The 13528-nt window shown below is 29.5% G+C and carries 12 protein-coding genes and 1 tRNA gene; 3 read left to right on the top strand and 10 right to left on the bottom strand.

What is annotated here, in order from left to right; all coding sequences use genetic code 11:
• The first annotated feature begins 127 nt into the window (after positions 1 to 127).
• From D2A34_RS24760 to D2A34_RS24770, 3 genes are all read left to right on the top strand, one after another.
• Positions 128 to 1975 carry an ATPase gene (locus D2A34_RS24760; protein ID WP_119368212.1) on the top strand — a complete coding sequence of 616 codons (1848 nt, stop codon included), beginning with the start codon at positions 128 to 130 and terminating at the stop codon, positions 1973 to 1975.
• 27 nt (positions 1976 to 2002) lie between these two features.
• Positions 2003 to 2257: a hypothetical protein gene (locus D2A34_RS24765; protein ID WP_119368213.1), complete on the top strand. Its 255-nt coding sequence runs from the start codon at positions 2003 to 2005 to the stop codon at positions 2255 to 2257.
• 123 nt (positions 2258 to 2380) lie between these two features.
• Complete coding sequence (locus tag D2A34_RS24770) at positions 2381 to 2590, top strand: hypothetical protein (RefSeq protein ID WP_119368214.1); 210 nt, start codon at positions 2381 to 2383, stop codon at positions 2588 to 2590.
• Between the two features lie 302 nt (positions 2591 to 2892).
• Here D2A34_RS24770 and D2A34_RS24775 read toward each other — a convergent pair whose 3' ends face one another.
• From D2A34_RS24775 to D2A34_RS24820, 10 genes are all read right to left on the bottom strand, one after another.
• On the bottom strand, positions 2893 to 3861 hold the full coding sequence (locus D2A34_RS24775; protein ID WP_119368215.1) for a tyrosine-type recombinase/integrase: 969 nt from the start codon (positions 3859 to 3861) through the stop codon (positions 2893 to 2895).
• Positions 3862 to 3882: 21 nt separating this feature from the next.
• The gene (locus D2A34_RS24780; protein ID WP_119368216.1) at positions 3883 to 4821 is read right to left on the bottom strand and encodes a tyrosine-type recombinase/integrase; all 939 of its coding nucleotides are present in this window, start codon (positions 4819 to 4821) and stop codon (positions 3883 to 3885) included.
• A gap of 124 nt (positions 4822 to 4945) precedes the next feature.
• A tRNA-Ser gene (locus tag D2A34_RS24785) sits at positions 4946 to 5035 on the bottom strand.
• Positions 5036 to 5119: 84 nt separating this feature from the next.
• Positions 5120 to 5563 (bottom strand): nucleoside deaminase, encoded by a 444-nt coding sequence (locus tag D2A34_RS24790; protein ID WP_119368217.1) that lies wholly within the window; start codon positions 5561 to 5563, stop codon positions 5120 to 5122.
• 260 nt (positions 5564 to 5823) lie between these two features.
• Entirely contained in the window at positions 5824 to 7101 is a 1278-nt protein-coding gene (locus tag D2A34_RS24795; protein WP_119368218.1) for an HlyC/CorC family transporter, read from the bottom strand.
• 253 nt (positions 7102 to 7354) lie between these two features.
• Positions 7355 to 8296 carry a carbohydrate kinase family protein gene (locus D2A34_RS24800; RefSeq protein WP_119368219.1) on the bottom strand — a complete coding sequence of 314 codons (942 nt, stop codon included), beginning with the start codon at positions 8294 to 8296 and terminating at the stop codon, positions 7355 to 7357.
• Entirely contained in the window at positions 8289 to 9746 is a 1458-nt protein-coding gene (locus tag D2A34_RS24805) for a glycoside hydrolase family 32 protein (protein ID WP_119368220.1), read from the bottom strand. The genes D2A34_RS24800 and D2A34_RS24805 overlap by 8 nt, the downstream gene beginning before the upstream one ends.
• Positions 9747 to 9768: 22 nt before the next feature.
• Positions 9769 to 10761 carry a LacI family DNA-binding transcriptional regulator gene (locus tag D2A34_RS24810; protein ID WP_119368221.1) on the bottom strand — a complete coding sequence of 331 codons (993 nt, stop codon included), beginning with the start codon at positions 10759 to 10761 and terminating at the stop codon, positions 9769 to 9771.
• Between the two features lie 302 nt (positions 10762 to 11063).
• Positions 11064 to 12419 carry a sucrose-specific PTS transporter subunit IIBC gene (locus tag D2A34_RS24815; protein ID WP_119368222.1) on the bottom strand — a complete coding sequence of 452 codons (1356 nt, stop codon included), beginning with the start codon at positions 12417 to 12419 and terminating at the stop codon, positions 11064 to 11066.
• A 362-nt stretch (positions 12420 to 12781) separates the two neighbouring features.
• Complete coding sequence (locus D2A34_RS24820; RefSeq protein WP_079438115.1) at positions 12782 to 13255, bottom strand: hypothetical protein; 474 nt, start codon at positions 13253 to 13255, stop codon at positions 12782 to 12784.
• Between the last annotated feature and the right edge of the window lie 273 nt (positions 13256 to 13528).

The following is a 13528-nucleotide window of genomic DNA, read 5'->3' on the forward strand; positions in this document are numbered from 1 at the left end:
TGTAAAAAATGAATCTTAGAATTTATGCAGAGTATGTACAGCTTATGAAAAAATATAATAAAACAGTGACATTTAAAGGATTGATGCTTTTTAAAGCAGCTTTCAAGTAATAAGTAGGTGAACGCCTTTGAAATTAATTAAATTTACTATAGAAGAAATGGAAATATGCTTTTCTGCATTGGCCTATATGCTTGCAGATCGTGAAGCAAGCGAAAAATATAAAAATATATTATTAGATATTAATGTTGAATTTCCACATAAGAATCTTGACATCATTTCAGATACTCTAAAAAATTATCAAAGTTCTGAAAATATGTTTTTTGATTTTGAAATTGTTAAAAGTCTTTCTAAATTAGAGCAATGGAATAATTTAAAAGAATATTCACAATTGAAAGAAAGTGAAATTTATTACAATGCCTTTATAGATAGAATAAAGGGAAATCTTGACCAATTAAATGATATATCATTAATAAAATTCGCTGATAACAAGCAAGCCTTTTTATCGTTTGTTAATGGGAATTTAAGAGCCCTAATCAATAGCACTGATAAGAGAAGATTTGCTTATTGGAATGGGAATACATGGTCTTTATTAACAGATGAAGAGACACAAATAATTTATGGTGATTTCATAAAAAAATGCAATTTTGAGTTGTCTTTAAATCAAAATTCTTATGAATATAAGGATTGGGTTGAATTAGATAAAAAGATAAACAAATGGGATACTAGCCGGAACATGAAAGAAGCCTTGGATAAAATAAAACGCGAAAGTTCTCGTATCATTGATTTGAAAAAATATGATTTAAACAATAATATTATCTGCTCTAATGATGGAAAAATTATAAATTTGAATACTGGTGAAATAAAAAATGCAACCAGGAATGATATGATACTTTTCACATCGGAATATAAGCTTGTTGATAAAGAGGACTCAATAAAATTTATGTCTGAGAAGATGAATATTTATTTAGACATAATAGGCAAAGAAAGACTTGATTTTATTCTTAATCTAATAGCGTATAAGATGCTAAACAGAAGCTTACAAGCAGCAATTTTTATGATTGGTACTGGTGCAACTGGGAAAAGTACTTTCAAGAGCATTATTAGAGATCTTTTTAGAGCTGAAAGTTCAACAATACCATATGATTATATGACTACCATGAATAGAGGTAATAGTGACGCATCTAGAGACGATATTCTTGCTTCACTAGACAACAAGAAAATTGCTTTTTGTAGTGAGGGTGAAGAAGAAAAAATAATATCATCTGCTAAATTTAAAAAAATATTATCTCATGCAGATGAATCTGCTAGAAAAACAAATGAGGGATTAACTAATGTTAGCTTACAAAACCTTGACATTATTTTTGATACTAACGCTATGCCTTCATTTACAACTATGGATGCAGCTATATCAAGAAGATTAATTTTTGTTAAGTTTGATAATCCTATTCCATTAGAAAAGAGAAATGCTGACTATTACAAAGATGAAATATTGCCTAATTTTGATTATGTTTTTTCATATTTTGTTTATAGAGCGATAGGACTGATTGGCGAGAAATTACATATTCCTGAATGTGTAAAGAATGATACTTCACTAAAATTATCAGAAGTAGACTCTCTATTGAGCTTTTCTAAGAAGGTTATAACACCTTTTGAAGGTGGTTATATAAAGTACTCCGAATTTGAAAAAGAATATCTTAACTTTTGCGAAGAAGAAGGTTTAGAAAGTGTTATTCCTTATAGTTTTCAAGACAATGGTGATAAAAAAAATCAAACAAAACGTTGCAATTATATCATCAATCTTCTCAAAGAAAAAGAAGGTTTTTCAGGTATATGTAAAGGCACGCGAATGTCAGACGGAAGCTCTGATCAAAAAACATATCCAATCTGTGGAATAACATTCAAAGATACCGACACTGTTAATCCATTTGAAGCTGAGATTCAGCCCAAAGAAATTCAACAAAAAGTATTAATTTAAAAATCATCAAATATTGGAGGTAATACAATGATACAAATTTATATAAACGAGATAATTAAAAAACGTATTAGTGAGAATAATCTTAATACTACTATACTACTAACTGATGCAGCTAATTTTATTATTGGAAAGGTAATTATCAATGATAGTGGAATTAATTTTTGGTGCTATGAATATTCAAGGAATGATACTACTGAACCCTGGGAAAAAAATAAAAAGAAATTATCAGCAGGCGAATTTCAATTGTTATGTGAAAGGGCGCATGAAATTAAATTCTTATAGAAATGTAAAAAGAGGCATATAAAATATACCTCAAGAAGTTATTAATTATTTTAAATCTGAACAATTTAATAATACATTGATAGCTTCTAAATTGCAATAGTAAAATTTTAGGAGTGATTACAAATGAACAAATTATACAATATGAAAATTTTCACCTATAAGAAGGTAAAATACGTTGTAACTGAACTGGATATTGACGTACCAACTTTTAAAAGTTGTTGCGTAAAGAAAAATGGCATGATTTCCTGCATTATAAACCATAATCTGAAGCCTATTGAAAAGCAAAATACACTTCATAGACTGATAAAGCGTAAGAAATTAAGAGCAGCTTAATGTAACTTAATAAAAATTTTGGAGGTAGATTATTATGAGTAAATATGAGATCATTTTAGAATTATGCAGTCTTTTAGATGAACTTAAAAGGCTTGATAGAATCTAGAAAATATACATTGCTGTATTAATTATTAGGACAATGTGGGAGGTTTATATTATGACTGAGGCAGATAAATATTTATTATATATATTAGCTATGCACAGAAAGGGAAAGCTTAAAGAAGCAGCTAAAAAATCTAAATAAAATCACTAATATATAATATTACTTAACATAAGGGGAAGATAAATATCTCCCCCTTTTATTATTTTCTATTTCTTAATTTCATTCTAGGACTTTTAACACTATTTCTTAAAATATCTAATGGATTATGTTTAAGTAACTCCTCTTTAAAATCTAATGGAAGTAAATTTACATATCTTTCCGTAGTTTTTATTGTACTATGATTTAATAATACTTTTAGTTTATAAATATCTCCACCATTTTTAATAAACATAGTAGCAAATGTATTCCTAAATGTATTAATTCCATGCATTTTTACATTGCAATGTTTGAAATAATTCTCTAAATTTTGATGTAAAGTATTATATGACATCTGAGTACCATCTATTTTAGAAAACAACAAATCATTATTTTTAAGTCCCATATTACTTATATACTCCAATAACTCACCTCTTAAAAATCTTGACATTGGTACTGTTTCCTGTCTTTTAGTCTTCATATGTCTAAATAATATTGATTGATGCTCAAAATTAATGTCCTTTACTCTTACATTTAGTATTGTTTCGCTTCTGCATCCAGTTCCCATAAAAAATGCAACCATTAAATATGATCTATAATCACCTATAAAACAAGTATCTAAATCAGGTTTGATTAATAACATTTTTATTTCTTTATCCGTATAAATAGATTTTTTCTCTAGTACCACATTTGGTATTTTAATCTCAAATTCCTTCAAATACTCTTTTTTGAAGCAATACGTTAAAAATGCTTTTAATTTAACCACAAATGTCGAATAATAATTTCCTTTTAATCCTCTATCCATCATACTGGTAACATGTGATTGAACCATGCTTTCAGTTATTTTAGTTATATTTTCATCAACACTTATCATTTTTGACAGCTCATATCTATAGAATCTTTCCTTACTCTCGAGAGTTCCTTCTCTCTGCCCCCTGTACTTGCAATAATTCATATACTCTTCGTAACAATCTGATATAGTCTTAGTGGAATCTTTAATGTCTCTAAAGGCTCTCAACTTAATTCTTGCCATTATAATTTTCTCCTTTATTTTTTATTTTTGCATCTTTATCGATTTCTTATTAATAAACTCTAAAGGATTAAATTCTTCAAAATCTTTCTGCAGGTCTTTAGTAAACATATTAACATAATTACGAACCATATCAAGATCACTATGATTAAGTATTTTCTGAAGCTTTATTATATCACCATGATTAAGTATCCACTGCTTAGCAAAAGTATGCCCCCAACGGTGTATACCAGTTCTATTAACACGCCTACCGTTATTATATATCTTCATACTGGCGTTAAGAGCGTCTCTAGTTATTTTTTCGCCATAAGCAGAGCAAAACACATAATCATCTTCCTCACCATTTCTAACGGCCAAATACTCCCTTAAAATAGGCTGTAGCGACTTTGTTACTGGAATAACTAGAGGTTTTCTATTCTTAGTCGTTATTAGACTTATCAAATTATTATATAAATCTATATCTTTTATTTTTAAATTAGTCATATTAGAGGATCGCATACCTGTAGCATAAAGTGTATTGCATATTACCCAATTCCTAAATTCGATAAAATTGCATTTATTTTTATTTGGTTTTTTAAGCAATAACTTAACTTCTTCATCAGTATATGTTTCAATTACTGGCTTATCGTATCTTATTAATGGAATATGAAATTTCTCCATGTATCCTATTTTCATGAAATAATATAGAATTGCTTTTAGAGCTCTGAGATAAGTATGTATAGTTATATCCTTTATATCTAATTCATTTTTACAACCAATGATAAAACTATCTACTGTAGTCTTGGTTATATCCTTTATTAGCATCTTAGGATCAATAAACTTATAAATACTCCTTATTGAATTATCATAGAATTGAATTGTTGCAGGCCTTAAATTCCTAGCTCTGCAATTAAAGATAAACTCGTCATAGCCTCTATCAAAGGTTATATCTTTTGTGTTAACTTCTATCGGTTTTCTTTTCAAAATATCTACCACCTTTACATAAAAAAAAACTACACACGATTCGGATATTTTCCGTAAATAATCGTGTATAGTTTTTTTACGTTTCCATAAGGTGGAGCACACCTGGAAGCGCCTAAAACACTGGTGGCGGAGAGAAGGGGATTTGAACCCCTGATAGAGTTGCCCCTATACACGCTTTCCAGGCGTGCTCCTTCGACCACTCGGACATCTCTCCATATAGTATAATTGGCATTTAATGCTTTCTTATAATATCATATAATTATTTTCAATTCAACTGGATATTTTTAATTCTATTAGATTAACCCATCCTTCTATTTGCAAAAAATTCTGTAAGCATATCTGAACATCCTTTATCATACATCCATTTTACGCTCACAAATGAGTTTAATTCTCTGCTTTCTAACAAATTTATTATTGAACCACAGGCTCCCATATCCTTATTGAAAGTTCCTATGTAAACCTTAGATATTCTACTCTGAACAATAGCACTAGCGCACATAGGACAAGGTTCTAAAGTCACATACATTTCACTGCCACTTAACCTCCAATCACCAATATTCTTTGATGCCTCTTTAATTGCTAGAATTTCTGCATGAGCTGTACTATCATTTAGAGATTCTTTTAAGTTATGAGCTTTTCCTATTATCACTCCATCTTTAACTATTACTACTCCCACTGGAATCTCACCTTTTCTCATCGCTACCCTTGCCTCACTCTTTGCCATTTCTAAAAAATCATTCATCTACTTTACCTCTATTATAAATTTCTTAACCAAACTGTTCATATTGTTTGTTCCTTTTCTTAATGCCTCGACATATACTATAAATTATAAAATCATAAAGCTTTTTACTCATCTATATTATTAACTATAATCATAAATCACAAAAAATTAAACAAAAAACATAGAAGGGATACTATTAATTTATTAACAATACGCCCTTCTATCCAAATTATTTCTAGTTATTTCATGAATCTAATTTTATTTTTTATCTATCATTTCTCTTAAATATCTACAGCTACTTGTCTTTCTCCAATATTTATAATGATCCGGACTCTTTTAATTCTATTCTTTTCGATCTCTTCAGCAATAAATTTAATACTATTAACTATGACCTCTTCTTGTTCCTCTGGCATTCTGCCAAGGTCTCCAATCATAAGTCCACCTACTGAGTCAAACTCTTCTGAATCTATATTAAACCCTATTAAGTCACTTATATCATTAATTCTAAAGCTTCCATCAACAATATACTCATTATCATTAATAACTACAACAGATTGATTTTCCTCATCATACTCATCTTCAATATCCCCAACTATCTCTTCAACTAAATCTTCTATAGTTACCAATCCCACTGTGCCACCATATTCATCTAAGACTACTGCCATATGATTTCTCGTTTTATTCATTTCCTTAAATAATTCTGCAATTTTTTTGAACTCAAAAGTATGGTACGGTTCCCTTATATACTTTGAAACCTTAAAGTCTTTTCGTGGATTTTCAATCATAGCAAGGTCTTTTATGTTTAAGATACCAACAATATTATCTATTGTCTGGTTATATACTGGTATTCTTGAGAATTGTTCACTTTTTATAATACCCATTACCTCATCATAGCTTGACTCCTCATCAATTGAAATAATATCAACTCTTTGAACCATTATATCTTTTACCTGTAAATCTGCAAACTCAAATACATTGAATATCATTTCCTTTTCAACATTTTCTAAAACGCCTTCCTCTTCACTTACCCCAACCATAGTCTTTAATTCTTCTTCAGTTATAAAGGATCTTATTTCATTAGGGTCTCCACCAAAAAGTTTAATAAAAAATGAAGAAATAGTAGTAAAAATATATACTAATGGACTAAATATTATTACTACAACTTCTATAGGTTTTGCAACAATTAGAGCAATAGTTTCTGATTTCTGCTTTGCTATAGACTTCGGAGTTATCTCTCCAAAAATTAATACTAAAATAGTTATAATCCCAGTTGCTATTCCAACTCCAGTATTACCAAATATATTTGTTGCGATAACAGTCGCCATTGCTGATGCTGCTATATTAGCCACACTATTTCCTATTAAAATTGCTCCTAAAAGTTTATTTGGATCTTCAATAAGCCTCTCCACTAATTTAGCTCCTGGAACCTTTTCCTCTGCCATATGCCTCAGCCTTATTCTGCTTAAGGACATTAATGCTGTTTCGGACGCCGAGAAGAAACTAGATAATACAATTAATATAACCAAACTAGTCAACTGCCACGTATAATTGGGGCTCAAAAATGATCACTCTCCTAATACTTCAAATTTTTAATACATACTATTATATTGAAAATCAATGTAAGCAAATTTCAATAATTAATATTATATTTATTATTGTAGAATTAAAATCATTCTTATTTTTACAGCTTAATTCTATAAATCTCTTATAGTACATTATCATAAGAATAAAAAAAGAATATCTCAAAATAGCATATTCAATAACCATTTTAAAATACTCTTATAAACTTAAAATAAGCTGCTCTTTATATACCTAGTTATTCAATTCATTTAATGTAGGCATTGAAGCTATTGCTCCATAGTTAGTGCATGTAATTGCACCAACTTTATTTGCAAATGATATTATATCAATCCATTTTTCAAGGCTTATATCTTTTTTGTATTGAATATCAGATACTTGTTTAAGTACGGCTCCAACAAAAGCATCCCCTGCACCTGTTGAATCTACTTGCTTTATTTCTATTGATGGTATTATTTTATTTTGTCCATTAACACTTAAGTAAGTTCCCTTAGCACCTAAAGTGATAGTTACAACAGTAACCCCTAAATCATGTAACTTATTAACCCCAGTTTCTATATCCTTTTCCTTAGTTATTAAATATAATTCTTCATCACTTAATTTAGTAAAATCACTTTCTCTTAAAAACTTAATACAATCCTCAACAAATAATTCTAATTTATCTGGAGTAATCAAAGCATCACGGTAATTAGGATCAAAGGATACATAAATATCATTAGATTTTGCATAGTCTAGTAATTTAAAATAAGTCTCTTTTAATTCTCCTTCTAAAAATCCTGTAGCTGATCCAAAGTGAATTATATCTGATTCACTTATTTTTGATAGGTCAATATTTTCAAATGAGTATTCCCCATCACTGCCTCTTAAAAAGTCAAAGTTACGCTCTCCATTTGCATCAATTCCAACTAATGCAATTGTCGTACTTCCCTTCTCCACTGCCATTTCAGTATTTATATTTAAATCCTTTAGAAGTTCAATTAAATGCTTTCCAAAGAAATCATCTCCTACCTGACCTAAAAAATAAGCATTTCCTTCAAGCTTAGATATACTTGCAGCTACATTAGCTGGTGCTCCTCCAGCCTTTTTTTCAAATTTTTCTCCATCTTTTAGTCCCTTATTATCAACACAAACCATATCAATTAAAAGTTCACCAATGCAAAAAATATTATTATTCATACTTCACACTCCTTAAATACCATAAACTCAATTCATTAATTTTAACTTTATCATCATTTTTAATATCAATTTCTAATTGTTCTTCTTTAGCAAAATACATTAAAGTTGTTACTTCCAATCCATCCTGATAATATATTTCCATAATTGAATTATCAATAAATATATTTAATCTTAATTCTTTCGAAGCTTTTAACTTGAACTTCCTGACTCCTTTTCCACCCAAGTGCATGTTACTTCTATCAAGAGTGCATACTTCAGTGTCTTTGTTATAAGTAAGTAATATATATTCATCCTTGAAATTAAATTTTATTTCTGTAAGTTTTGTATTCGACATTTCTAAATTCAATATTATCTCTGCACATCTTGAGTCTAAATTCAATTTATAATTATCACAAATCAGCCCATTAACTTCTAGATCTTGATCTTGTCTTAAATTTCTGAGTTCTTCAAGCGGCCTTTGATATATTGCATTATCTTTATATTCTAAAACTCTAGGAATTGTAAGTGAATACATCCATCCATATTCAGATGTTGGGTACTCAACGTCCTTGTCCGGCATTCCTATCCATCCAAGCATTATATTCCTATTATCCTGAGAGAATATTTGTGGTGCATACAAATCAAAACCCATATCTAGTTCTTTAAATTCATTATGATTTTTTAGTTTAACTTCTTCTAAGTCTAAGCTGCCTATTACATATCCTGACTGATGTATATTTTGGTTCTTAAATTCTTCGCATTTTAATCCTTGTGGTGAAAATATGAATGCATATTTGTCTTCATTCACATTTAATATATTAGGACACTCCCACATATATCCGAAATCTTTCATATCAGTATTTAGCTCACCGAGTAAATCCCATTTTTCAGCATCCTCTGATTTATAAAGTAAAACTCTTCCTCTTAAATCATTATTTTGGGCGCCAATTAACATATAGTAAGTATTATCTTTCATGAATATATAAGGATCTCTAAAATGAGATGTATACCCATCAGGCTGCTTTTTAATGACTACTCCTTTTTTCGTAACTGTTCCATCTTCATGATACGTTGCTACACACTGATAAGACTCTCTTTGGTCATTTTCACCTTTTACATTTCCTGTGTAATATAATCTTAATTCATCATCTTTAACTAATCCACAACCCGAATAACAGCCATCCTTATCAAACCAATCTTCAGGCTTTAATACTACTTTAGGCTTAGTGAAACTAATAAAATCAGCTGTTGTTACTAAGCCCCAATGTTTTGTTTTATGTTCACACCCAAACGGATTCCATTGATAGAATATATGAAAACTATCCTTATAATAACTTAATCCATTTGGATCATTAACTAAACCAAAAGGCATCTCAATATGAAAATTATTTCTCCATATATTTCTTTCATTACTTCTGTAATAATTCTCCAAATTATTATTGATTTCTTGGTACGATTTCTGGTCTAGCATCTTTTCCTCTTCTCCTATTAATTTATTTAATCCCCCTTACACTTTCTCTTTCAATTAATTTCAATGAAGTATCATTATTTTCTTTCAGCTCTCTTCCCTCAATTAAATCTAAAATTCCTTGAGCTGCTTTAATACCAATTAGTTCATAATCAAAAGCCACTGTTGTAAGTGTAGGGTATGAAACACTTCCTATATCATATCCACCAAAACCTGCCACTGAAATCTCATCCGGAACCTTAATGTTATTTTCATGTAAATATCTAAGTATCCCTAAACAAATATTATCTGTTGCACAAACTATAGCAGTTGGCTTATACTTCAATACTTCTTCTCCCTTGTTATATGCGCTAATAAATGAGAAGTCTGTTTCTATAAACTGAATATTACTCTCTGGATTACCTTCCTTAACTGCATCGAAAAATCCATTTTTACGATCGACCCCTACAGCTTTATCCCATTCATTTACGCCAATAAAAACAATATTAGTATGACCCTTAGCTGTGAAGTAACTTCCCATCATCTTTCCAGCTTCATAATCATCTATTTTTATATAATTAATAAATTCGTTCCTCTGACCTGTAAAAATAGTTGGAATACTAAGTCTACTGATCAATTCAATATGTTTTTTAGTAATAGCCATAGAACTAATAATTATTCCGTCAACGCCTTGTTGATGCAAGCTATTAATATTTGCTAATTCCTTTTCTATATCTAGCTCACTAATTAAAATAATTCCTTGATATCCATTTTCCCTCAACTTTTTATTAATACCAGTTAAAACTTTACCTATTGTCACTGAATCAATTCTAGGAATTACTATCCCAACTAATCCACTTTTCTTAGTTTTTAATCTTTTAGCAAAAAAATTTGTTTCAAATCCTGTCTTTTCGATTGCTTCTTTTATCTTTTTAGCATTCTCTTCGCTAACATATCCATTATTTAAATACCTAGAAACACTGCTCTTAGATACATTGACCATATTAGCAATATCTTGAATTGTAACTTTTCGATCCATATTCTCCTCCACCTAAGCTTTAATTAATACTATTATATATCATTATTGAATATTATTAAAAAATAACTTATGGCTTTGTGAAATTGAGCCTAGTTATTATATAAAAGCTTGCTTAATCTTATTTTTATATAACATGATAGACTTAACAAAGACTATTTTCTACGCTAAATTTATCTGATTTATATTAGTATGAAATTCATGGAACATATCTATTTTCTCATATACTAAAAAATGTTAAGTGAATATTTCTCTTTGGGATCTTTTTATCAAAAATTATTTTGTAATATATTCTAAAAATATTTCTACTCTTCAGCCTTAAAAAAGAAGTAAGTTAAGCAAAATGCTACTGCTATTGCCACTCCATTTATGAGTAGATATCCACCTAAATTGCTCACATACAATAACATTCCAGGGATAGCTGTAATTCCCATTCCTGTGCCAGCCAAATTAAGAATTGCTGCAAGCATACCACCTGCTGCTCCTCCTGCACAACCAAAAGCGAATGGTTTTATAAATCTAAGATTAACACCAAATATTGCTGGTTCAGTAATTCCTAAGAATGCTGGAACTGCTGAAGAAATATATAGTGAACGCTTCTTTTTATCTTTTGTCTTAAAAGCTACCGCTAAAGCTGCTGAACCCTGTGCAACAATGCCACAAGTTATCATTGCATTAAATGCATCTTTTCCTGTACTTGATAGAAGTTCAACTTCTAATGCATTTAATGCATGGTGAACTCCTGTAACAACTATAAGTTGATGAACTCCTCCTATTATTAATCCTCCAAATCCAAATGGAAGGCTCATAAACATCTTGATTGCCCCAAAAATTAATTGTTCTGCATTATGCATTATTGGCCCAACTACTAGAAGCCCTAAAATCATTGAAATTAACAATGTGATAAAAGGTGTAACTATTAAATCAAGAACATCTGGTACTACTTTTTTAAGAGCTTTTTGAGTCTTAGCCGCAATAATCCCTAGCACTAATGCTGGCAATACAGATCCTTGATATCCTACAACCGGAATACTTAATCCAAGTAATGAAAGATGTATTGGCTCAGCTGTTCCCCCTGCTACTGCATAAGCATTCGGCAAACTCGGGGACACAAGCATCAATCCTATAACTATACCTATAACTGGCGTACCACCAAATTTTTTCATTGTTGACCAAGCAACTAAGGCTGGTAAAAATGCAAATGCTGTATCTGTTAGTACTTGAGTGAAAAGAACAAAGTTTTCATTCATTTGGACTCCTAAGTTTTGTATAAGTCCTCTTAATCCCATAAATAATCCTGTTGCCACTAATACAGGAATTATTGGAACAAATACATCTCCAAATGTTCTAGATAATTTTTGTAATAATGACATATCGCTATATGCATCTTCTTTAACACTAGAATTAGCTAAATCAGCTGATTCTCCAACTATTGCTGCGTAAACTTTGTTTACAAATCCAGTTCCCAATATTATTTGGTATTGTGCTGCTGCAAAAAATTGACCTTTAACTCCATCAATTGCCTCAATTGCTTTTTCATTAATTTTCTCTTTATCTTTAAGTATAAGCCTTAACCTAGTCGCACAATGTTCTACGGATTTAATGTTCTCTTTCCCACCAATATGCTCTAAAATCTCTTTTGCTACTACTTGTTCTTTCATTAACATACCCCTCCTAATATAAACTCATTCCCAAATCGTTTTCATAAAACTATGATACCAATTCCATATATGTCGTGTCAATACTTTTTTCTAATTTTAATACTTCTCCTAATTATGCCTCCTATTCATATGAAAACATCTACATATATCTCTTTAAACACTGTAAAAATAATATTCAGCTTACTCTTATTCTTTAATCAAATTTTTCAATTATAAATTAAAACTAATTTTATGATATCAGTTCCGTATATATTCTCTTAAATTCATAGTTTCTTTATTTTAACAAAAAAAAGAAAATCTATTCCCCATTTTTTATTAAAGGAATAAATTCTCTTTCATGTATTTGTATCTTATATATTTATTTAAAATGTCATTTTTTGAACATAAATTATTTTAACGATTTTCTCCATTTCTGCATTTAACGCTAATTGAACTCTTTTGTTATTGTTTAGCTCAAATGTATATATATTTAGGTCGCTTATATTGGTGTTATAATATGCTGCTACACCTTTTTTAAGTGCATTTTTTCTCTCAGTAGCATATACTCTTCTAACATCATCTTTATTAATTTTTTGGGCAATTTTTCTTCTGCTTGCATTATAAACTCTTGTTATAGTGATATCACCGTTGAATAGCTCATATTCATAATCAATATACATTAAATAACTACCCACAAAAAATGCTATAGACACAATCGCTAATGCTATTGCAATTATAGGTAATGCAAAAACAAACATTATTGTAATTATCCCAAATACTATTGATAAATTTCTAAACATATTGCTAAGTCTCTTTGGTCTATCTGATGGAATAAATTGTTCTAAAACAACCTCCATATTTCCACCCCTTTCTCTTATCCTTATACTAAATATTTTAAAGTATTTATGGATAATATCAAGTATTATTATTTGTCCAAGCCATTATACTCAGTATTTAAATCTTTAATTTTTGTGAGATATTACATAATTTTATAGCCACTACATGATTCAATAACTTCTTAGTTCTTAAGCTTTATTTTTATTTTAATAATTTTATGGAAAATAAGAAACCCTAACTGCGATTTCACAGTTAGGATTTATAATATAAAATAATATATAGATTGGGTGCGA

Source organism: Clostridium chromiireducens (assembly GCF_003575225.1).
Classification (GTDB): Bacteria; Bacillota; Clostridia; order Clostridiales; family Clostridiaceae; genus Clostridium; species Clostridium chromiireducens.